The sequence below is a fragment of the Verrucosispora sp. FIM060022 genome (genome assembly GCF_003977705.1).
Taxonomy (GTDB): Bacteria; Actinomycetota; Actinomycetes; order Mycobacteriales; family Micromonosporaceae; genus Micromonospora; species Micromonospora gifhornensis.
In genome coordinates this window covers 51,882-73,785 of record NZ_RQIV01000001.1, presented here as the reverse complement: position 1 = coordinate 73,785, position 21,904 = coordinate 51,882, and the positions used below count along the sequence as shown (strand labels likewise).

Genomic DNA, 21,904 nt, shown 5'->3' with positions numbered 1-21,904 from the left:
GGCGCACGTGCCTCGCTGTGGGACCATGGAGGGCGTGACGTCGACCTGGGTTGAGCCCTCAAACACCGCCACTGCGTTGCTGCTCCTCGGCCGCGGCAGCGACCCCGCCACCGAACGTGGCGTGGAGTGTCCGGGTGACCTGCCGGCGCCGAGCGACCCCGACCTGGTGGCCCGGGCCAGAGCGGCGAAGGCCGCCCTCGGCGACAAGGTCTTCGTGCTGGGCCACCACTACCAGCGCGACGAGGTGATCCAGTTCGCCGACGTGACCGGCGACTCGTTCAAGCTGGCCCGCGAGGCCGCCGCCCGGCCGGATGCCGAGTTCATCGTCTTCTGCGGTGTGCACTTCATGGCCGAGAGCGCCGACATCCTCACCTCCGACACGCAGCGGGTCGTCCTGCCCGACCTGGCGGCCGGCTGCTCGATGGCGGACATGGCGGCGCTGCCGCAGGTCGAGAATGCCTGGGACGTGCTCACCGAGTTGGGCATCGCGGCACAAACCGTGCCGGTGACGTACATGAACTCCTCGGCCGACATCAAGGGTTTCGTCGGCCGCAACGGCGGGGTGGTCTGCACCTCGTCGAACGCGAAGCGGGCCCTGGAGTGGGCCTACCAGCAGGGTGAGAAGGTGCTCTTCCTGCCCGACCAGCACCTGGGCCGCAACACGGCGGTGCTGGAGATGGGCTTCTCGCTTGACGACTGCGTGCTCTACGACCCGCACAAGCCGGGCGGCGGGCTCACCCCCGAGCAGCTGCGCGACGCCCGCATGATCCTCTGGCGCGGGCACTGTTCGGTGCACGGGCGATTCACCCTGGACAGTGTGAACGACGTCCGGGAGCGGGTGCCCGGGGTCAATGTGCTGGTGCACCCGGAATGTCGGCACGAGGTGGTCAACGCCGCCGATCTGGTGGGTTCGACCGAGTACATCATCCGGACCATCGAGGCGGCGCCGGCCGGTTCCGCGTGGGCGATCGGCACCGAACTGAATCTGGTACGCCGGCTCGCGCTGGCCCATCCGGACAAGCAGATCATGTTCCTCGACCGGGCGGTCTGCTACTGCTCGACGATGAACCGCATCGATCTGCCGCACCTGGTCTGGGCTCTGGAGGAGCTGGTGGCGGGCCGGGTGGTCAACCAGATCACCGTCGACGCCGACACCGCGCACCACGCCCGGGTGGCCCTGGATCAGATGCTCGCGCTGCCCGGCGCTTGACCGGACAGCAATCACTCTCGGTAACAACACTTGTACGCGAAAGTGCCGGATCACCGATAAATGCCCTCCAATGCGGTGTGACCGAATCCATTCTCATCACGGAGGGCTATGCTGCCGGGCGATGGCACCCGCGGCGCGTGCGTTTGAGCGCGACCGCTTCCCGGGTAGCGACCGGTGGTGTCCCCACATCGAAACGGCAGCACGCACGCGCTGGAGGTTGCGTTGACCGACGACGTTCTGGTCGTACACGGAGGCACCCCGCTACAGGGGCGGATCCGCGTGCGTGGTGCGAAGAACCTGGTTTCCAAGGCAATGGTCGCCGCCCTGCTCGGTGACAGCCCGAGCCGGCTCTTCGACGTACCCAAGATCCGTGATGTGGAGGTTGTCCGAGGGCTGCTCGGCCTGCACGGTGTCAAGGTCAGCGACGGCGTCGAGGACGGCGAGCTGGTCTTCGACCCGGCGAACGTGGAGAGCGCCAGCACCGACCAGATCAACGTGCACGCCGGCTCCAGCCGGATTCCGATCCTGTTCTGCGGGCCGCTGCTGCACCGTCTCGGCCACGCCTTCATACCGGACCTGGGCGGCTGCCACATCGGGCCCCGGCCGATCGACTTCCACCTCCAGGCGCTGCGCGAGTTCGGTGCGACGGTCGAGAAGACCCCGGAAGGGCTGCACCTGTCCGCGCCGAACGGCCTGCACGGCACCAAGTTCGCGCTGCCCTACCCGAGTGTGGGCGCGACCGAGCAGGTGCTGCTCACCGCGGTGATGGCCGAGGGCGTCACCGAGCTGCGCAACGCCGCCGTGGAGCCGGAGATCATCGACCTGATCTGCGTCCTGCAGAAGATGGGCGCGATCATCAAGGTGCACACCGACCGGGTGATCGAGATCCAGGGCGTACCGAAACTCCACGGCTACACCCACCGGCCGATCCCGGATCGGATCGAGGCGGCGAGCTGGGCGGCGGCGGCACTGGCCACCCGCGGTCACGTGGAGGTGCTCGGCGCCGAGCAGGCCGACATGATGACCTTCCTGAACGTGTTCCGCTCGATCGGCGGCGAGTACGAGGTCACCGACACCCGTCCCCCGCGCCCGGGGCAGCCGGGCCAGGAGGGCGGCATCCGCTTCTGGCACCCGGGCGGCGAACTCCAGGCCACCGCGCTGGAGACCGACGTGCACCCGGGCTTCATGACCGACTGGCAGCAGCCGCTGGTGGTGGCGCTGACCCAGGCCCGGGGCCTGTCGATCGTGCACGAGACGGTCTACGAGCAGCGGCTGGGCTACACCGAGGCGCTCAACTCGATGGGCGCCAACATCCAGGTCTACCGGGACTGCCTGGGCGGCACCCCGTGCCGCTTCGGCCGGCGCAACTTCAAGCACTCGGCGGTGATCGCCGGGCCGAGCAAGCTGCACGCTGCCGACCTGGTCATCCCCGACCTGCGGGCCGGCTTCAGCCACCTGATCGCGGCGTTGGCCGCCGAGGGCACCTCCCGGGTGTACGGCGTAGACCTGATCAACCGGGGCTACGAGGACTTCGAGGCCAAGCTCGCCGACCTCGGCGCGCACGTCGAGCGGCCGTAATCCCGACCACACCACCAGTTGTCCGCCACGTGGCCGTCACACCCGCGATGTGCAACGGCCACGTGGCGTTGGCTACCCTTGCCGCGTGCCGTCGCTGTTTCGTCGCAAGTCCGCCGACCTCGCCGACCCCGCCACCGAGCCGCTGACCCCGGCCGAGGAGGAGGCCGAGGCCAATCGTCCGCGTGGTTACACCCCGAGCAAGGGACGTGAGACGCCGAAGCGCCCCACCAGTGGCCGTCGCCCACCGGGCACGACCAAGCCGCTGAGCAAGGAGGAGGCGAAGGCCCTTCGGCGGCAGCGGCGGGCCGAGGCGGCCGCGGAGTTCCGGCGTGAGGGCGGCCCCCGCGACCGGGGTCCCGAGCGCCTGCTCGCCCGCAACGTGGTCGACGCCCGGCGTACGGTCGGCACCTGGTTCTTCGGTGGTGCGCTGATCGTGCTGATCGGCTCGAACCAGGCGATGCCCCCGGCGGTCCGGCTGGCCTCCAACCTGCTGTGGGGTGCTCTGGCCATCGGCGTGGTGATCGACTCGGTGCTGATCTCTCGCAAGATCAAGAAGCTGGTCCGGACCCGCTTCCCGCAGTCCACCCAGCGGATGGGATCGCTGTACCTCTACGCGATCATGCGGGCGATCACCTTCCGGAAGCTGCGTACCCCGGAGCCCAAGGTCACCATCGGCGACCCCGTCTGAGCAGCTCAGGGCACGCCGAGCAGGGCAGCTCAGGGCACGCCGAGCAGGCGCAGCAGCGCCGTGGTGCCGGCTGCGGCGACGACCACGAGCACGAACGGCGCTCGCCGCCACGCCAGCACCACGCCCACCAGCACCCCGGTCGGCCGGGCCCAGCCGGCGAACCCGGCACCCTCGGTCAACGCCGCGGTCGCCGCCAACGCCGCCAGCAGGGCCGCCGCGGCGACCGGCAGCAGTTGCCGCGCCCACGTCGGCAGGTCGAGCCGGTCACGCAGCAGCACCCCGGAAACCCGGAAGGCGTACGTCCCGACGGCCAGCGCCACGATCACCGCGATCAGCACGACGACTCCTTCCGGCCGACCGGCACCGCGTGGACCTCGTCCGCGGGCTCGACGACCTGTGCGGTCGGGGCTGCCGGTGGCCGCCTGAGCCGGTGCACGGCCAGCAACGCCGGCCCGGCCAGCGCCAGCAGCACCGGCAGACCGGCCGGCAGCACCGGCGTGGTCAGCACCGCCAGCACCGCGCCACCCAGCGCGGCACGTCGGGTGTCCGGGTCGCGCAGGGTGGGCAGCAGCAGGGCGATCAGACCGGCGGGGAAGGCGGCGTCCAGCCCGAGCGTGGCCGGGTCTCCGGCCACCCCACCGGCCAGTACGCCGAGCACCGTGCCGGCATTCCAGGCCACGAAGAGCAGCGTGCCGGCCAGCCAGAACGCGCGGTGTCGCACCTCACCGGCCGGACGGGCGAGCGCGAAGGCGGTCGCCTCGTCGGTCATCAGGTGGCTGCCGAGCAGTCGTTGCCAGAGTCGGCGACCGAGGCTGTCGCCGAGGGTCAGCCCGAACGGCAGGTGTCGGGCGTTGAGCAGCAGTCCGGCCAGCACGGCGGCCATCGGGTTACCGGCAGCCGCCAGTCCGACCGCCATGAACTGCGCGCCACCCGCGTAGACGAACAGGGACATGGCGACGACGGCCCAGACGGGCAGCCCCGCGGCGACCGCCACCGCACCGAACGAGGCGCCGACGGCCACTATCGCCGCGCCGATGGCGGCGACGTCGCGGAGCATGCCGGCACCCGCTGTTCGTTCTGGCGTACGCATGGTTCATCATGATGAACAGGCCCTTCATGTTCGTCAAATAGAACAATGTGAACGACGGAGCGAACAATGCCCCCGGATCCTTCGCCCCCGCTGGCCACCATCGCCGCTGCCCTCCGCCAGGAAAGGCAGCGCGTCGGCATCTCGTTGACCGAACTCGCCCGCCGGGCCGGGATCGCCAAGTCGACCCTGTCGCAACTTGAGGCCGGCCTGGGCAACCCGAGCATGGAGACGCTCTGGGCCCTGTGTGTGGCGCTCGACATACCGTTCAGTCGGCTGGTCGAGCCACCGGCGAACTCGGTACGGGTGATCCGGGCCGGCGACGGCCCCCGGGTGCGCTCCGAGCACGCCGACTTCACCGGCACGCTGTTGACCGCCGGCACCGCGCACGCCCGCCGGGACGTCTACCTGATCGAGTTGGAGCCGGGGCGGATCCGCAACGCGGAGCCACACACGCCACGCACTGTCGAACACCTGGTGGTGGGGACCGGCCGGATGCGCTGTGGCCCGGAACACGAGCAGGTGGAACTCGGCCCGGGCGACTACGCCACCTTCGCCGGTGACGCGCCGCACCGGTACGAGGCCCTCGAACCGGGCACCTTCTTCGTACTGATCATGGAGCATTCCTGAGTCGCGCCCGGTGGGGGCCGGCGACCGGACGGCGTACGCAGCCCGCCGGGTTCGTCGTCGGAAGTCCGATTCGACCGAAGACCCAAATGTCCGGATCAACTGGATAACGTTTGGGTCCGTCGCGAGTGCCACAGTGGCGTCGACCGAGCCCACGCCGCTACCCTCCTTGCGCAGCCATTCGGTGCCGGGACGAGCGAGTTTGGCCGATTCCGGGCGGGTGCCCAGCGACCATTTCCGACGAGGTGACATTCGCCGTGAGCGAGCGGACGCGAGCCGACCATCGGGGCGCGGCCGTGAGCGAGCGGACGCCGATCCGCGGGCTGCGCATGGCTGAGTCCGGGCTGCCCGACCCGGTCGTCCCGGAGCGTCACCCGACCCGCCGCCCACGTCCTGGGCGGCACGACGGGTCCGGCGGATGAGTCGCGGCTACGCCGACCGGTGGCACGATCCCGCCGAGCCGTCCTGGGTCGTCGAGCCGACGACCGAATGGCAGCCCCAGTTCCCGGGCCAGCGCTACCCGGGCGACGACGGTCAGGACCATCAGCAGCCACGGGCGTGGGGTCGGGCGAGCGCGATCGGCCGGGCCGAGGTGCCACCGCTGGCACCCACCCGGCCCGACGGTACGTACGTGGGTCGTTCCTGGAACGACGAGCCGGACGGCTGGCCGGGCCGCCAGGACGGGCCGGGTCGCCCGGACGGGCCTGCTCAGCGGCGTCCCGACGGCGGCAACGGCGGACGCCCGTACGACCAGCCCCCGTATCCGGGCAACCAGCCGGGGCGGCCGGACGGCCGGTGGTCACCGCCCGTCGAGCCGGTACGCGGACGCGACGGTGTCACCTGGTCCGACGCCGGTCCACAGGCGACCGGTGTCACCGGCGCGCCGGTCCAGCGCGACCAGCGCGTCGGTGAGCGGTACGCCCAGCCCGACGTCGACGGGTACCCGCCGCACCGGGATCGCCGGGACCGTGGCGGCTTCGAGCCGCCCGAGCGACACGCCCCCGACCGGTACGCCCGGCGGCAACCCGACCGAGGCGAGCCCGACCGCCGCCAGCCTGACCCACGTGGGCCCGACCGCTATCCGCACCACGATCCGCAGTGGCGCGACCGCGATGCCGACCGGCATGCCCAACGCCCACGTCGACCCGAGCCGACCGACGGCGATCCGTACCGGCGTGGCGCGCCCGGGTCGCCGGCCGGGCGACCGGAGCGCGGTTGGGCACCCGAGCCCGGCGGGGAAGCCCGCCGCCCCGCCATGCACCGACCCGTCGATGACGCCGACCGCCGCTCCCCCGCCGACGACTCGCGGCGTCCCCGCTACCAGTGGAGCAGCCACCCCGGTCAACCCAGCTACGACGACGGGCCGCGGGTGGACGGCTATCGGGAGCAGTTCACCGTCGGTGACCCCGATGCTGCCCCGTACCCCGACGGTTACGTCGACGACGAGCCAGCCCGTCGGCCGCACGACGAGCAGGCCCGCCCCGACTGGTCGCCGGAGCTCTCCCGCACCGAGCCGGCTGTCCGAGACCCCCAGCGGTACGCCGAACCGCCGCGCCGCGACCTCCCCTGGCCCGAGCCGGGGCCGCTGCGCCCGAGCGCCGGTCGAGACCACCGGGAGTACCAGCGTCCCGTCGTACCCGACACCGGCGACCGCCCCGGACGCGAGGACCGGCGACCTGCCGCCCCTGCCCGGCCCGGGTCGGAGCGCCACCTGGACCGGCCGGCCGCGCAACGGCCCGACGCCGACCGTCCCGTCTCGCCCGCCCCCGACCACGACCCGCCCCGCCGTCACCTGTCGGTGGTGCCCGAGCAGCCCGTCTCCCCGGCCGCCGGGCGTGCCCGCCCGGTCTCCCCCGCCCCACAGCAGGGCCAGCCAGACCACATCCACCCCCACCGCGACCGGCCCGGCACCGTCGACCCGCACCGCGATCGGCCTGGCACCGTCGACCCGCACCGCGATCGGCCTTCAGTCCCGGCAGTGGCACGCGACTGGCCCGAGGGCGCAGGCCCGGTGCCGGACCGTCCCAGGGCCCCGCGCTCCGACCAACACCGGCCCGACCCGCACCCGCACCGCGCCGACCAGCCCTGGCCCGACCGTTCCCGGCCGATCCACGAGGCGCCCGAGCGCCCCGGACCGAGCCAGGCACGGCCGGAGCGCCCCGGGCCGAACCAGGAGCGACCGGAACGTCCGGGGCCGATCCACGAGCGGCCCGCCGCCTCGGGAGCCGACCGGGCAGGGGGTGGGGAGACGGTTCGACCCGCCCCGCTGCACCAGCACGAGGTACGCCCGGCACCACTGCACGAACACCAGGTGCGACCCGCGCCGCTGCACGACCAACCGGTGGTGGCCACTCCACCGCCGGTCCCGACCCCCGTGGTCGTGTCAGCGCCCCCGGCCACCGCGCCGCCAACCCACCGGCCCGTCTCCGCGCCCCCGACCGCCGCGCCACCAACCCACCGGCCCGTCTCCGCGCCCCCGACCGCCGCGCCCCCGACCGCTGGGCCGCCTGTTCACCGGCCCGTTTCCACGCCGCCCGCCTACGGGTCGGTCGCCACGCCGCCGATGCCGTCGCCGGTCTCGGGTCCGCCGACGTCCGGTGTCCCGGCCGCACCGCCCGTCGCCGGTCCTGGGTCCACCGCGACGCCTCCGCCACCTACCCGTTATGTCCCGCCGGTGCCGCAGACCTCGACACGGGTCGGCCCGCCGTCCGACGGACCGCAGGCATGGTTCGGGTCGCCCGCGCCCAGCCCGGCCCCCACCTCCGGGCGCGAGCATGTGACTCCCACCCGGTTCGACGAGTCGCCCGGCAGCGCCACGGCAGTCGGCGGATCAGAGCCGGTGAGCTGGCCCGACGACACGGAGGACACCCGGCCGGTCTCGGCACCGTCGATCGCCAGCGAACCGGACCCGGTACCGCCTCTCACGGCGACGTCCCGCCAGACGTCGGCCCTCTCGCCGACCTCCGCGCCACCGAGCCACGGGACCACCGCACCGCCACCCATCGCACGGCCGGTCTCCGCACCACCGGCCGATCCGACGCCAGCTCCGCCATGGCACGCGCCAGTCTCCGCACCACCGGCCGATCCGACATCGGCACCGCCATGGCAGACGCCGGTCTCGGCACCGCCAGTCACGTCCGCACCGCCATGGCAGACGCCGGTCTCCGCACCACCGGTCACGTCCACCCCGGACACCCTTTCCCCGGCCACGGCGGAACCGGCGCGGCTGCCCTCCGCGCCGCAGGAGACCGCTTCGCCGGCCATGCCGACACCAGACGCTGCCCTGCCGTCAACACCCACGCCAACGGCGGTGCCAGTGTCCGCACCGCCAACTTCACCGCAGCCCGCGCCACCGATCACCGCGCCACCGATCACGTCCACCCCGGACTCCGCATCGCCAGCCACGGCCGGCCCGGACTCCACACCACCTGCCACCAGCCCGGGCCTCACGTCACCGATTCCCGCCGGCCTGGACTCGACACCACCACTCACCACCAGCCTGGACTCGACACCGCCGGCCACCACCAGTCCCGACTCGACACCACCGCTCACCGCCAGCCCGGACTCCGCCCCGCCGGTTGCGGCAGCACCGGTCTCCGCACCACCAGCAGACGAAACGCTCGCTCCGATCTCCGCGCCACCAGCAGAGGAAGCACTCACCCTGGTCTCCGCGCCGCCAGCAGACGAAGCACTCACCCCGGTCTCCGCGCCGCCAGCAGACCAAGCGCTCACCCCGGTCTCCGCGCCGCCGGTTGAGGATGCGGTGGCGGTAGATGAGGAGCCGGAGCCGCCGGCCGATCCTGAACAGGTGCTGGCCAGTTACCGCTGGCGGTTGGACCCGGAGGACCTGCGCGAGGTCGTGGACGACCCGGAGGAACTGCGGACGGTACGGCAGCGGTTGACCGACAAGCTCGCCTCGGCCCTTGACAACCGCTCCCGAGCCCGCCTGCTGAGCCTGCGGGCGGTGGCTTCCCGGGTGCTCGGCGACCTCGACGACGCGCTGGACGACGGGCGGATGGCCCTGACCTACGCCGAGGCGACCGGGGAGTTGCGTCGGGTTGCGCTGGCCCAGGCACGGTTGGCGCATGTGCTGCGCTGGCGTGGTGACTTCACCGAGGCCGACCGGCTGTTCGCGGAGGCGAACTCGGCCGAGTTGCCGGACCGGTTGCGGGCGGCCCTGCACGAACACGCCGCGCGGTCCTGCTACGACCAGGGCCGGTTGATGGAGGCGTGTCACCACTTCGAACGGGCTCTCGACCTGCGCGGCGAGGGTGACGCCGAACTGCTCGCCCGGGTTCGGATCGGGCTGGACGCGGTGGCGGCACGCGCCGCGGAACGTGGCTTCGGGCCGTACCCCCGGGGGTGGGACGAGGTGTTGGACCGCGACCGCAGCCCGGTGCCCGCCCGCGACGGTGGTCAGGGTCTGTGGGGTTACGCGGACGCCGCCGGTGACATGGTCGTGCCGGCGCGCTACACCGAGGCGCAGCCGTTCTCCGACGGTCTCGCCTGGGTGCGTGGCCCGGAGTCGGACCGCTGGTCGTTGATCGGCCCGACCGGTGAGGTCGTGGTCGGTCCGACGTACCTCGCCGCCCAGCCGTTCTCCGACGGCCTGGCCTGGGTGGTACGCGACGACAGCGGTTGGCTCGCCGTGAACACCACGGGTGAGGTGGTCGTACCGCCGGGCTTCGGCGACGTGCGGCCGTTCCGCAAGGGGGTGGCGGCCGTACGCCGGGAGGGCTGGGGTGCGGTCGACGCGGCCGGTCAGATCGTGCTGCCGACCCGCTACCACGGGTTCCACACCAGGCTGGCCGACGGCCGGTACGTCGACGGTTTCACCGACGAGGGTCTGGCCGTCGTGGACCTGGCCGGACGCAAGGGCGTGGTGGACCGGACCGGTCAGGTGATCGTCGCACCCGCACACCCCGCGCTACTCATCCACCCGGTGGCCTTCCTCGCCACCAACGGCGTCGGCCGCTGGGGCGCCCTCGACCGCCGAGGCGCCCCCCTCATCGACCCGGTCTTCGCCCACCCGAACGACGTCATCACCCAGATCGAATCCCTCCTGACCGACACCACCCCCCTCCTCTGACCTCATCCCAGGGCAAAGTCGATCAAGAGGTTTGTGTCGTCGCATGCGGGGTTCGGTGACGCAAACCTCTTGATCAACCTGAGAAGTGGAGGGAGCGCGGAGGGTGGGGGTGCGGACTAGGCTCAGGGAATGGAATTCCGACACCTGGGCCGTTCCGGCCTGATGGTCAGCGAGATCTCGTACGGCAACTGGATCACCCATGGCTCGCAGGTCGAGGAGGATGCGGCGTTCGCCTGCGTCCGAGCCGCCCTGGACGCCGGCATCACCACCTTCGACACCGCCGACGTCTACGCCGGCACCCGGGCCGAGGACGTGCTCGGTCGGGCGCTGGAAGGCGAACGGCGGGAAGGCCTGGAGATCTTCACCAAGGTGTACTGGCCCACCGGCCCGGGCCGCAACGACCGGGGCCTGTCCCGCAAGCACATCATGGAGTCGATCAACGGTTCGTTGCGCCGACTGCGGACCGACTACGTGGACCTCTACCAGGCCCACCGGTACGACTACCACACCCCGCTCGAGGAGACGATGGAGGCGTTCGCCGACGTCGTGCACTCCGGCAAGGCGCACTACATCGGCGTCTCCGAGTGGAAGGCGTCGCAGATCCGCGAGGCCCACGCGCTGGCTCGCGAGCTGCGCATCCCGCTGGTCTCCAACCAGCCGCAGTACTCGATGCTCTGGCGGGTCATCGAGAGCGAGGTCGTGCCCACCAGCGAGGAGCTGGGCGTCGGGCAGATCGTCTGGTCGCCGATGGCGCAGGGCGTGCTGAGCGGCAAGTACCTCCCCGGTCAGCCGCCGCCCGCCGGTTCCCGGGCCACCGACGAGAAGTCGGGCGCGAACTTCATCGCCAAGTTCCTGACCGACGATGTGCTGACCCGCGTCCAGCAGCTGCGGCCGCTGGCCGACCAGGCCGGGTTGAGCATGGCTCAGCTCGCCATCGCGTGGGTGTTGCAGAACCCGAACGTCTCCTCGGCCATCATCGGCGCGTCCCGCCCCGAGCAGGTGCACGACAATGTCAAGGCGGCGGGCGTCAAGCTCGACGCCGGTCTGCTCAAGGCCATCGACGAGATCGTCGAGCCGGTGACCGAACGGGACCCGGCCCGTACCGAATCCCCGGCCGAACGGCCCTGAACGATTCCGGGCCGGTCGCCCTGTCAGGTCGACCGGCCCGGTCACGGTCACGTCGGAGCTAGCTCCAGAAGCGGACCAGCTCCAGGCCGGTGGCGTAGAGCCAGGGCGGCAGGCCGAGGAAGTCGGCGACCGCGAAGACCGCCGAGAAGAACCACCCACCGATGCGCGGGTTCCACAGCAGCGCGAAAAGCAGGATGAAACCGTACGGGGCGAACAGGTCGTACATCCGCCGCCACTGCGGGTCCAGCCACGGCTGGATCATGTTGCCGCCGTCCAGACCGGGCACCGGCAGCAGGTTGAGCACGCTCGCGGTCAGCTGGAGGAAGCCGAGCAGGGCCACCGCCGCCCAGAACTCCACCGGCCCGCCCCCGGCTGCGCCGAGGCGCAGCACCGCCACCAGCACCAGGGCGAACACCACGTTGGTGGCGGGACCGGCGAGGCTGACCAGGGTGTGGCGCAGTCGGCCCGCGATCACGTGCCGGTCCACCCAGACCGCACCGCCGGGCAGGCCGATGCCGCCGAGCAGCACCACGACCACCGGCAGCGCGATCGACAGCAGCGGGTGGCTGTACTTGAGCGGGTTCAGCGTCAGGTAGCCGCGGTGGGCCACCCCACGATCGCCGAACCGGTAGGCCACCAGCGCGTGCGCGTACTCGTGCAGGCAGAGCGAGACCACCCAGCCGGTCACCACGAACCCGAAGACGGCGAGCCGGACGTTGCCGATGCCGTGCCAGGTCAGCACGCCGCAGGTGATCAGCAGGGCGACCAGGGCGAGGAAGATGGGGCTGGGCCGGAAGGCCGCCCGGGGCACCCCGAGCACCAGCGGCTCGGCGTCCCGGGGGCCCATCACTCGGCCACGGGCAGCAGGCTCATCCGGTACTCCACCCGGTCGTCCTCGACGAGCGTGACCGAGGTGACGCCGGACGCCGCGAGCTCGCGCCAGGTCTGGCCGATCCAGGACTCGGCGTCCGCCTGGCTGCCGAACGACTCGGCGGGCCCTTCGACCGACTCGCCGTTCGCGCCCTCGTACCGCCAGCTCCACGCCATGTGCGCGTCTCCCCTCACCGCTGATGTCCCGTGCCAGCGTAGTCGCCCGTGGATGAGTCGACCTTGTCACGGGCATCGGGCGATTGCCGGCAGGCGGCCCCGGCGCGGCTCCGGCGACGCCAGGTCACGACGGTTCACCTGCTCACCGCCGGGTATGCCGCTGGCAACCGAAGCGGCACAGGAGGGGCGATGACCAAGCCGATACCGAAGATGGACACCGCGGAGCTACGGGACATCGCGGTACGCGGTGGCATCGAGGGTGCGCGCGAGATGGACCGGGAGGCACTGATCGACGCCCTGGTCGCGCGTCCGGGTGAAGGGGCCTGGCAGGAGGACACCAAGCCTGCCGACGTCAACCCGAACGACTACTTCTACCAGCCTCCCGGCGAGCGGTGAGCGGCCTCGGACCGCGCGGCGCACCTGCGATGCCCGCGTCGGTCGGCTGGTCGTAAGGTACGAGCATGTCCCTCGACGGGTGGAACCGGGTCCTGGTGCTGGGCGGCATCCGCTCCGGCAAGTCGGAGTTCGCCGAGTCCCTGGTGGCTGACGCGGCCACGGTACGGTACGTGGCCACTGCCGCCGGTGACGACGACGCGGAATGGGCGGCCCGGCTGGCCGCGCACCGCGCCCGCCGACCGGCCGGTTGGAGCACCGAGGAGACCGCGAGCGACCCACGCCGGCTCGCCGACGTGATCTCCGCTGCCCGGCCGGACGAGACGCTGCTCGTCGACGACCTCGGTGGCTGGGTGACGGTGCTGCTCGACCCCGCCCACCAGCCCGCCGACGACACCGTCACGATCGACGAGCTGATCACCGCCGTACGCGGGTGTGCGGCACGACTGGTGCTGGTCAGCCCCGAGGTCGGGCTCTCCCTGGTGCCGACGACGCCGCTGGGCCGGGCGTTCACCGACGCGCTGGGCGTGGTCAACCGGGCCGTGGCGGACGTCTGCGACGTGGTGCTCCTGGTGGTCGCCGGGCAGCCGTGCCAGCTCAAGCCGGCCACCGCGCCCGCGTTGTCCACCGCCACCGAGGTCACTGCCACCGAGGTCACCGCCACCGGCGCAGCCGTCCCTGCCACCGGTGCGACAGTGCCGACGCAGGCCGGGCCGGTCATGGCCGCTGTGCCGACCCCGGTCTCCCCGCCGGTGACGACTCCCCTGCCGCCGGCCGGGTCGGCGTACGCCGCGCCGACACCGACAATCGTCGAGCCGGTGGCCGCCGGTGGGCCGGCCATCGAGCCCGGGCTGGAACTACCCATGCCCGACGAGTACGCCGGGCCGCAGGCCGTGGAGCGACTGGCCACCCTGGACGTGCCGGGTCGTGGGTTCGGCGTCCTGGCGCAGGTGGTCTCGTTCGCCGCCGGCACCCAGGGCACGTCGACCCCGCAGCCCTGGCGATCGGTACGGGTGCTGCTGCTGCACGGTGACCACCAGGGCGGCGCCGCGGCGGGCACCCTGCCCGGCGAGTCGGGCCGCCGCGCCGACCAGGCCCGCGCCGGTCAGGGCGTACTCGCTCGGCTCGCCGCCGAAGGCGCAGCGGGTCTGCAGGTGATCGAGGCGCCGACGGCCGCGCCGATCGAACACGAGCCGGCGCTCACCGCCGAGCAGGTCGAGTCGGCGCTGAGCTACGGCTGGCAGCTGGCCGAGGAGGCCTCCGACGCGGGCGTACAACTGCTGGTGCTGGCCGCGTGCGGCGCGGGCACCGAGGCTGCGGCGGCTGCCGTGCTCGCGGCGACCGCCGGGGCCGAGGCGCCCGCTGTGCTCGCCCGGGTGATCAACGAGAGCGGCGAGTTCAACGACGCGTCCTGGATGATCCGCTGCGCGGCGATCCGCGACGCCCTGCACCGCACCCGGGGCGTCGCCCGGGACGCCAAGGAGGTGCTGGCCCAGCTCGGCGGCGGCGACATCGCGGTGGCCACCGGCGTCCTGCTGGGTGCCACCGCACGTCGCACCCCGGTGCTGCTGGACGGGCCGGTCGGCGTGGCCGCCGCGCTGGTCAGCCGGGATCTCGCCGGTCAGGCCCGGCACTGGTGCCTGCTGGCCGACGACGGCGACCAACCTGCCGTCCGGCTCGCCGCGGACGTGCTCGGTCTGACCCCGCTGGCACAGCTGAAGCTGGACCTCGGCGAGGGGGCGAATGCGCTCACCGTGCTGCCGGTGCTGCGCTCGGCGCTGACGCTGGCCGCCGCGCTGCCGTCCCGCCCGGACCGCACCGCAGGTGCCGGCCCCGACGACACCAGCCGCAACGACACCGGTCCCGACGACAGCGGCTCGCCGCAGGCCGACGAGGCACCGGAACCGGACGCCGAGAGCGAGCCGGACTTCCGGGAACCCGAGCCCGACGGGCCGGGCCCGACCAGCACGCAGCCCGCGCCGGCGGACCACTCCGGCTCGCGTGCCGGCTGATCGCCGGCTCGGTGCCGGGGCCAGGCTGGCCCTGACCACCTTCACCGTGGCACCGGTACGCCCCGGCCGGGTCGACCGGGCCACGGCCGGTACGGCGATGGCGCTGGCCCCGCTGGTCGGCGCGCTGCTGGCCGTACCGGTCGCCGGGGTACTGCTGCTGCTCGGCTCGCTCACCGCACCACTTGTCGCCGCCGCCGTGGCCGTCACGGTCAGCGCCCTGCTCACCCGGGGCCTGCACCTCGACGGGCTGGCCGACACGGTGGACGCGCTGGGGTCGTACCGGCGGGGACCGGCGGCGCTGGAGATCATGAAGAAGCCGGATGTCGGACCGTTCGGTGTGGTCGCGCTGGTGCTCGTCCTGCTGATGCAGGTGGCGGCCCTGGCTGAGCTGGTCGACGGGCCGGGTTCGGCCGTACTCGCGGCGGTCGTCACGGCCAGCGCGGCCGGCCGGCTCGGCGTGACGCTGGCCTGTCGACGGGGTGTTCCGGCCGCGCGCCCGGAAGGGCTCGGCGCGTTGGTGGCCGGCACCGTCGGCCCGGTCGCCCTGGCCGCCGGCATCGCGGCGGTCATGCTGCTGGCGGTGCCGGCGGTGCCGGACCGGCCCTGGCAGGGGCCGCTGGCCGTACTCACCGCACTCGCCGTCGCCGCCGCGCTGCTGCGACACGTGGTACGCAGGCTCGGCGGGATCACCGGCGACGTGCTCGGTGCCGGCGTCGAACTGGTCACCACGCTGGTCTACCTGGGTCTGGTGCTGTCCGGCTGAACGGGACCACGGGCGGCGGGTAGCGTTCTTGCACGACAGCACCGGCACGGCCTTGCGGGGGAACTCATGCTCATCACCGACGACTTCCTGCCCGTACCGGTCCCGGAATCGCTCAGCGCGACGTACCTGGTGCCGACGACCGGGCTGCCGGCGGTGAGCGCCCGTACGGCGGTGCGGGGTCTGGCCGGTCGACTGGCCGAGCCGGTGCACGGGCTGGCCAAGCAGATGCTGGACAGTCCACTGATGAGCGTCGACGTACGCCCGATCGGCGAGTTCCCCGAGCTGCCGCCGGACCTGCTCACCGCGTTCGGCGCCAGCGAGGCGCAGTTGGATCGGCTGGCCGCCGCCAGCCACCTGGTGGTGGTGCAGGCCGAGTACCGGCCGGGCTGGCCACCGGCGCACGAGTGGGCGGCCCGGGCGGTGGCCGCGGCCATCGCCGAGGCGGTCGGCGGGGACGTGGTCGACGTGTTCGGCCTGCAGTTCCTGGACCCGGCGGCGGCGTTGCGGTCGCTGCCGGACGACCGGGGCCGGGTCCGACTCATCGACTGGGTGCTGGTGCCCTACTCCTCCGACGCCGAGGGGCTGTGGTTCACCACCAAGGGACTGCGCCGCTTCGGTCTGCTGGAGTTGCAGGCCCAGGGGGTACCGGACCATCTCACCCGGGCCTGGGGTGCGGTGATGACCGGGGCCGCCCGCCGGCTGCTGCGGGACTGGACCGACGGACTGACCGGCGAGGAAGTGCCCGCGTTCGTGCAGCTACCCGTACTGGCCACGGTGACCGGGCACGACATTGCGGTGGCGTACGGCAATCCGGAGCAGCACGGGGCGACGGCACCGGTGCTGCTGCGGCTGGAACTCGACCCGGCCACCGACCCGGACGCCGACTCGTTCCTCAGCCTGCGCCCGCCGGCCGGGCACCCCGGCCCGGACGGACGCTACTTCGCCGCCGCCTGCGCCACCCTCTTCGCCGGCATCCAGCCCGACGTGCGGTACGCCCGCTCGGGTGACGCGATGAGCCGGGCGATCGCCACCGCCCGCGCCGGTCTGGGCGACATCCGGGCCCGCTTCAACGCCGGCCACCTGCCACCGGACACCCAACTGGTGGTCAAGTACGGGCTGCCCGGCGACGACGGACCCGAGTACGTCTGGGCGGGCGTGACCTCCTGGGAGACCCCGGAGCGCATCGTCGGCGCCAGCGCCAGCGACGCCAACACCGACCCGACCGTACGCATCGGTTCCCCTGTGGTGATCGAAGCCACCGACATCGTCGACTGGGCCCTGCTCGACTCCACCGGCGTCATCGAAGGCGGCTGGACCCAGGCCGTCCTCGACGCCGGCGAAAAACCCACTCCCTGACCGCCGATATCCCTGTTGATCTTCTTGATCAACAGTGCGGCAGCGCGGCAGTGGCGTGGGTGGGGTTATTTGACGGAGGGGTGGGTGAAGGGGGGGCGGGTGAGGTGGGCGGGGGTGTGGCGGCCTCGGATGTCGATCTGGAGTTCGGTGCCGTCGGGCAGGGCGGGGGCGGTGTCGATGAGGGCCAGGGCGATGCCCTGCTTGTTGGTGGGGCTGAAGGTGCCGCTGGTGACGGTGCCGACCTGGGTGTCGCCGTGGAAGACGGCCATGCCGGGGCGGGGGATGCCCCGACCGGCGACGGTCAGGCCGCGCAGCGTACGCGTCGGGCCGGCGGCCTTCTCCGCGAGCAGCGCGTCGCGGCCCCAGAACGCCGGCTTGTCCCAGCCCACCGCCCAGCCCGTACGGGCCTGCACCGGGCTGATCTCCAACGACAGGTCCTGCCCGTGCAGCGGGTACCCCATCTCGGTGCGCAGCGTGTCCCGGGCGGCCAGCCCGCAGGCCTGCGGCGTCGGCTCGGCGGCGAACAGCGCGTCCCAGACCGTGACCGCGTCAGCGGCTCCGACCACCAGTTCGTAGCCGCGCTCGCCGGTGTAGCCGGTCCGGCACACGGTCAACTCGACGCCGTCGAGGGTGGCCGGCGAGAAGCTCATGTACTCGTGCCCGGTGGGCAGGCCCAGCGCGTCCAGCAGGTCCGCCGAGCGCGGCCCCTGCACGGCCAGGACCGCGTACGCCTCGTGCTCGTCGGTGACCGTGACCTGCGGCGGGGCGGCGGCGCGCAGCCGGCGCACCACCTCGGCGGTGTTCGCGGCGTTCGGGATCAGGAAAACGTGGTCGTCGGCGTAGAGGTAGGCGATGATGTCGTCGACCACGCCGCCGGTGGCCTCGTCGCAGCAGAGGGTGTACTGCGCCCGACCCGGCTCGATGCGGCCCAGGTCGTTGCTGAGGCAGGCGTTGACGAACTCCGCCGCCCCCGGCCCGGTCACCCGCACCTTGCCCAGGTGCGAGACGTCGAACACGCCGACGTCGGTGCGGACCGCCGTGTGCTCCCGCAGCACCCCGCCACCGGCGTACTCCAGCGGCATCTCCCAGCCACCGAAGGGGGCGAATTTTGCGCCGAGGGCGGTGTGCCGCTCGGCCAGCGGGGTACGCCGCAGCCGGGTCTCGGCGGCGTCGATGCTCACGTCGGTCATGGGTCGCAACTTACCGGGACCCGACGGTCTGGTTAGCATCGGCGGGACCCCCCGGGATTCGGCGGGGCAGCATCAACGCCCGGCGGGTAACCACTCGCCGCCAACTCCATCGCCGGTACGCCACCATGCGACCGGCCCGGCCTGCCCGGGAGCAGCTTCCGTGACATCGTCCAGCACCAACTTGAGCCTGGTCGACACCGACCCCGCCGAACTCGCCGTCGACGCGATCGTGATCGGTGTGCACAGTACGGCCGGCGAGGATGCCACCAGCGGCCGCGGCGGCAGCCTGCTGCTCGCCAGCGGCGCGGAGAGCATCGCCGCCGCCTTCGACGGCGCGTTGACCGAGACGCTGGCGCTGCTCGGCGCGACCGGCGGAGCGGGCGAGGTGATCAAGTTGGCGACCCTGGGCACGATCACCGCCCCGATGATCGCCGCGGTTGGCCTCGGCCCGGAGCCCAGCGGCGCCGCGCCCGCCCCGGAAACCCTGCGTCGGGGTGCCGGGGCTGCGGTACGGTCGCTGGCCGGCTCGGCCCGGGTGGCGCTGGCACTGCCGCTGCCCGACGACGCCGACGCGTGCACCGCGCTGCGTGCCGTCGCCGAGGGTGCGCTGCTCGGCGGGTACCGGTTCGCCGGTTACAAGACCCGGCCGCAGCCGACCCGGCGCGATCCGGTGGCCGAGGTGCTGATCGCCGTGCCGGACGCCGCGGACACCGGTGCGCGGAACGAGGTGAACCGGGCCATGGCGGTGACCGCCGCCGTACGGCTGACCCGGGACTGGGTCAACATCGCCCCGAACGAGCAGCGTCCGCCGGTCTTCGCCGACGCCGTCGCCGAGGCCGCCCGGACGGCGGGCCTCGGGGTGGAGGTGCTCGATGAGGTCGCGCTCCGCGAAGGCGGCTACGGCGGCATCATCGCCGTCGGGCAGGGCTCGGAGGCCCCGCCGCGGCTGGTCAAGCTGACGTACACCCCCGCCGAGGGTGGCACCGGCAAGCGGGTGGCGCTGGTCGGCAAGGGCATCACCTTCGACACCGGCGGCATCTCGATCAAGCCGTCGCAGGGCATGTGGGAGATGAAGTCCGACATGGCCGGGGCGGCGGCGGTGGCCGCGACCATGCTGGCGGTGGCCGACCTGAAGCCGCCGGTGGCGGTGACCGCGTACGTGCCGATCGCGGAGAACATGCCGTCGGGCAGCTCGTACCGGCCGGGTGACGTGATCACCATGTTCAACGGCAAGAAGGTGGAGGTGCTCAACACCGACGCCGAAGGCCGGATGATCCTCGGCGACGCGATGGCCCGCGCCTGCGCCGACGGCACCGACTACCTCTTCGAGACCTCCACGCTGACCGGCGGTCAGGTGATCTCGCTGGGCAAGCGGATCTCCGGGGTGATGGGTACGCCCGAGCTGTGCGAGCGGGTCCGCACCGCCGGCGACGCGGTCGGCGAGCCGGCCTGGCCGATGCCGATGCCGGACGACGTACGCAAGGGCATGAACTCCGAGGTGGCCGACATCTCGCAGGTCAACGCGGGCATGGAGCGGGCCGGGCACATGTTGCAGGGCGGGGTGTTCCTGAGCGAGTTCGTCACCGACGACGTCGCCTGGGCGCACATCGACGTCGCCGGCCCGGCCTACCACTCGGGTGAGGCGACCGGCTACCTGACCAAGGGCGGCACCGGCGTGCCGGTGCGCACCCTGCTGCACCTGATCGAGGACGTCGCCGCCAACGGCTGACAGGTAAGGAAGGGCCCCCTGTTAACGCCTCGCGTATAGCAGGGGGCCCTTCTTAACACGTCGCTCAGTACAGCTCCGGGCGGCGCTTGCGGCGCTCGTTGTAGTCGCGCATGCGCTGCGGATAGCCCATCAGCGCCACGTCGTAGATCGGGATGCTCAACCGGTAGGCGAAGCGCCGCGCCCCATCCGGCCCGTTGATGCGCCGCCGCGTCCACTCGCCGTCGTCGGCGATCAGGATCACCGTGGTCTCGGTGACCGTGGTACGCGGCTCGATGTACGCCTCGACACCCTTTCGGGTGCGGACAAAATTCTCAAGGTGCTCCAGATCGGCGCGATTGGCCGTACGGTCAGGTTCGGCCGCGCGTGCCCGCTTGCGTCGCCGGAACAGTCCCACTGAGCCGTCTCCCCACCTGTCGCGTCATCGAAGGCAGTGCCAAGGGTACGTGGCGACAACGTGTCATTGGGCACCTCGGTACGCGCTCGCGACGCGGTGGTGACAAGATGGCCGAGGTGGGGTGTGTCCCTGTTACCCCGCCGTGACCCCCGATGCAGCGAAGCGACCTGGGAGTTGGACGTGAGCGAGCCGAACGACGCAACCTTCGACATCGTCATCCTCGGAGGTGGTAGCGGCGGCTACGCGACCGCCCTGCGCGCCGCCCAACTGGGGCTGTCGGTCGCACTCGTGGAGAAGGGCAAGCTCGGCGGCACCTGCCTGCACAACGGCTGCATCCCCACCAAGGCGCTGCTGCACGCCGCCGAGATCGCCGACCAGACCCGCGAGTCCGAGCAGTTCGGCGTGAAGGCCGAGCTGGTCGGCATCGACATGGCGGCGGTCAACTCGTACAAGGACGGCGTGATCTCCCGGCTCTACAAGGGCCTGCAGGGCCTGGTCACCGGCAACAAGGCCATCACCTTCGTGGCGGGCGCCGGCAAGCTGGTCGCGCCGAACGTGGTCGAGGTCGACGGCAAGCGGTACACCGGCCGCAACATCGTGCTGGCCTCCGGGTCGTACGCCAAGAGCCTGCCGGGCCTGGAGGTCGACGGCGAGCGGGTGATCACCAGTGACCACGCCCTGGTCCTGGACCGGGTGCCCGGTTCCGCGATCGTGCTGGGTGGCGGCGTGATCGGCGTCGAGTTCGCCAGCGTGTGGAAGTCCTTCGGGGTGGACGTGACCATCATCGAGGCGCTGCCCCGCCTGGTCGCCGCCGAGGACGAGGAGTCGTCGAAGGCGCTGGAGCGGGCGTTCCGCAAGCGGAAGATCAACTTCAAGGTCGGCAAGCCGTTCGAGAAGGTCGAGACGACCGACAGCGGCGTCAAGGTGACAATCGCCGGCGGCGAGACCGTCGAGGCCGAGCTGCTGCTGGTCGCCGTCGGCCGGGGTCCGAACACCGCCAACCTCGGGTACGAGGAGCAGGGCGTCAAGATGGACCGCGGCTACGTGCTGACCGACGAGCGGCTGCGCACCAGCGTGCCGAACGTCTACGCGGTCGGCGACATCGTGCCCGGCCTCCAGCTCGCCCACCGCGGCTTCCAGCAGGGCATCTTCGTCGCCGAGCAGATCGCCGGGCAGAACCCCGCGGTGATCGACGAGGCGGGCATCCCGCGCGTCACCTACTGCGACCCGGAGCTGGCCTCGGTCGGCCTGACCGAGGCGAAGGCCAAGGAGCAGTACGGCGCCGACAAGATCAAGACTTACAACTACAACCTCGGCGGCAACGGCAAGAGCCAGATCCTCAAGACGACCGGTTTCGTCAAGCTGGTACGCGTCGAGGACGGCCCGGTGGTCGGCGTGCACATGGTCGGCGCCCGGGTCGGCGAGCTGATCGGCGAGGCGCAGCTGATCTACAACTGGGAGGCGTACCCGGGCGAGGTCGCGCAGCTGGTGCACGCTCACCCGACGCAGAACGAGGCCCTGGGCGAGGCACACCTGGCCCTCGCCGGCAAGCCGTTGCACGCGCACGCCTGACCCACGACGTACCCGCGGCGTCCGGCGACGGGCGATGATCC

General features: G+C 72.3%; 19 protein-coding genes. 12 read left to right on the top strand and 7 right to left on the bottom strand.

Going from position 1 to position 21,904, the window contains the following annotated elements:
* The first annotated feature begins 34 nt into the window (after positions 1-34).
* From nadA to EG812_RS00300, 3 genes are all read left to right on the top strand, one after another.
* Entirely contained in the window at positions 35-1,210 is a 1,176-nt protein-coding gene (gene nadA / locus EG812_RS00310) for a quinolinate synthase NadA (protein ID WP_043721578.1), read from the top strand.
* A 222-nt stretch (positions 1,211-1,432) separates the two neighbouring features.
* Positions 1,433-2,788, top strand: a complete 1,356-nt coding sequence (gene murA / locus EG812_RS00305) for a UDP-N-acetylglucosamine 1-carboxyvinyltransferase (protein ID WP_013735182.1) — start codon at positions 1,433-1,435, stop codon at positions 2,786-2,788.
* A gap of 85 nt (positions 2,789-2,873) precedes the next feature.
* Complete coding sequence (locus EG812_RS00300; RefSeq protein WP_013735183.1) at positions 2,874-3,476, top strand: DUF3043 domain-containing protein; 603 nt, start codon at positions 2,874-2,876, stop codon at positions 3,474-3,476.
* Positions 3,477-3,505: 29 nt separating this feature from the next.
* Here the strand turns inward: EG812_RS00300 and EG812_RS00295 are convergent, their stop codons facing one another.
* Both EG812_RS00295 and EG812_RS00290 read right to left on the bottom strand, forming a co-directional pair.
* The gene (locus EG812_RS00295) at positions 3,506-3,814 is read right to left on the bottom strand and encodes an AzlD domain-containing protein (protein ID WP_013735184.1); all 309 of its coding nucleotides are present in this window, start codon (positions 3,812-3,814) and stop codon (positions 3,506-3,508) included.
* Positions 3,808-4,566: an AzlC family ABC transporter permease gene (locus EG812_RS00290; protein ID WP_233579326.1), complete on the bottom strand. Its 759-nt coding sequence runs from the start codon at positions 4,564-4,566 to the stop codon at positions 3,808-3,810. The genes EG812_RS00295 and EG812_RS00290 overlap by 7 nt, the downstream gene beginning before the upstream one ends.
* A 66-nt stretch (positions 4,567-4,632) precedes the next feature.
* Between EG812_RS00290 and EG812_RS00285 the strand changes: the two genes are divergently transcribed.
* Entirely contained in the window at positions 4,633-5,193 is a 561-nt protein-coding gene (locus EG812_RS00285; RefSeq protein WP_013735186.1) for a helix-turn-helix domain-containing protein, read from the top strand.
* A gap of 796 nt (positions 5,194-5,989) precedes the next feature.
* On the opposite strand, the gene EG812_RS29195 is transcribed toward EG812_RS00285, so the two are convergent.
* Positions 5,990-7,144: a hypothetical protein gene (locus tag EG812_RS29195; RefSeq protein WP_199743826.1), complete on the bottom strand. Its 1,155-nt coding sequence runs from the start codon at positions 7,142-7,144 to the stop codon at positions 5,990-5,992.
* Positions 7,145-7,753: 609 nt separating this feature from the next.
* On the opposite strand from EG812_RS29195, the gene EG812_RS30215 reads away from it, so the two are divergent.
* Both EG812_RS30215 and EG812_RS00275 read left to right on the top strand, forming a co-directional pair.
* A complete protein-coding gene (locus EG812_RS30215; RefSeq protein ID WP_126711051.1) occupies positions 7,754-10,279 on the top strand; it encodes a WG repeat-containing protein in 2,526 nt (841 codons plus the stop codon).
* 129 nt (positions 10,280-10,408) lie between these two features.
* Positions 10,409-11,407 carry an aldo/keto reductase family protein gene (locus tag EG812_RS00275; protein WP_013735191.1) on the top strand — a complete coding sequence of 333 codons (999 nt, stop codon included), beginning with the start codon at positions 10,409-10,411 and terminating at the stop codon, positions 11,405-11,407.
* Positions 11,408-11,465: 58 nt separating this feature from the next.
* Here EG812_RS00275 and EG812_RS00270 read toward each other — a convergent pair whose 3' ends face one another.
* Positions 11,466-12,254, bottom strand: a complete 789-nt coding sequence (locus EG812_RS00270) for a site-2 protease family protein (RefSeq protein ID WP_043721586.1) — start codon at positions 12,252-12,254, stop codon at positions 11,466-11,468.
* The gene (locus EG812_RS00265; RefSeq protein WP_013735193.1) at positions 12,254-12,454 is read right to left on the bottom strand and encodes a hypothetical protein; all 201 of its coding nucleotides are present in this window, start codon (positions 12,452-12,454) and stop codon (positions 12,254-12,256) included. Before EG812_RS00265 ends, EG812_RS00270 begins: the two co-directional genes overlap by 1 nt.
* Positions 12,455-12,643: 189 nt before the next feature.
* Here EG812_RS00265 and EG812_RS00260 point away from each other — a divergent pair, with 189 nt between their 5' ends.
* The 4 genes from EG812_RS00260 (at position 12,644) to EG812_RS00245 (ending at position 16,978) form a co-directional block, all read left to right on the top strand.
* Positions 12,644-12,850 (top strand): hypothetical protein, encoded by a 207-nt coding sequence (locus tag EG812_RS00260; RefSeq protein ID WP_013735194.1) that lies wholly within the window; start codon positions 12,644-12,646, stop codon positions 12,848-12,850.
* A 65-nt stretch (positions 12,851-12,915) separates the two neighbouring features.
* Positions 12,916-14,859 carry a bifunctional adenosylcobinamide kinase/adenosylcobinamide-phosphate guanylyltransferase gene (cobU, locus tag EG812_RS00255; protein ID WP_126710428.1) on the top strand — a complete coding sequence of 648 codons (1,944 nt, stop codon included), beginning with the start codon at positions 12,916-12,918 and terminating at the stop codon, positions 14,857-14,859.
* Complete coding sequence (locus tag EG812_RS00250) at positions 14,849-15,622, top strand: adenosylcobinamide-GDP ribazoletransferase (RefSeq protein ID WP_126710427.1); 774 nt, start codon at positions 14,849-14,851, stop codon at positions 15,620-15,622. The genes cobU and EG812_RS00250 overlap by 11 nt, the downstream gene beginning before the upstream one ends.
* Positions 15,623-15,688: 66 nt before the next feature.
* The gene (locus tag EG812_RS00245) at positions 15,689-16,978 is read left to right on the top strand and encodes a DUF2314 domain-containing protein (RefSeq protein WP_013735197.1); all 1,290 of its coding nucleotides are present in this window, start codon (positions 15,689-15,691) and stop codon (positions 16,976-16,978) included.
* Between the two features lie 65 nt (positions 16,979-17,043).
* On the opposite strand, the gene gcvT is transcribed toward EG812_RS00245, so the two are convergent.
* A complete protein-coding gene (gcvT, locus tag EG812_RS00240; protein ID WP_126710426.1) occupies positions 17,044-18,168 on the bottom strand; it encodes a glycine cleavage system aminomethyltransferase GcvT in 1,125 nt (374 codons plus the stop codon).
* A gap of 160 nt (positions 18,169-18,328) precedes the next feature.
* Here gcvT and EG812_RS00235 point away from each other — a divergent pair, with 160 nt between their 5' ends.
* The gene (locus EG812_RS00235; protein WP_126710425.1) at positions 18,329-19,897 is read left to right on the top strand and encodes a leucyl aminopeptidase; all 1,569 of its coding nucleotides are present in this window, start codon (positions 18,329-18,331) and stop codon (positions 19,895-19,897) included.
* A 64-nt stretch (positions 19,898-19,961) separates the two neighbouring features.
* Here the strand turns inward: EG812_RS00235 and EG812_RS00230 are convergent, their stop codons facing one another.
* The gene (locus EG812_RS00230; RefSeq protein WP_013735200.1) at positions 19,962-20,291 is read right to left on the bottom strand and encodes a hypothetical protein; all 330 of its coding nucleotides are present in this window, start codon (positions 20,289-20,291) and stop codon (positions 19,962-19,964) included.
* Positions 20,292-20,471: 180 nt separating this feature from the next.
* On the opposite strand from EG812_RS00230, the gene lpdA reads away from it, so the two are divergent.
* The gene (gene lpdA / locus EG812_RS00225; protein ID WP_013735201.1) at positions 20,472-21,863 is read left to right on the top strand and encodes a dihydrolipoyl dehydrogenase; all 1,392 of its coding nucleotides are present in this window, start codon (positions 20,472-20,474) and stop codon (positions 21,861-21,863) included.
* The last annotated feature ends 41 nt before the right edge of the window (positions 21,864-21,904 follow it).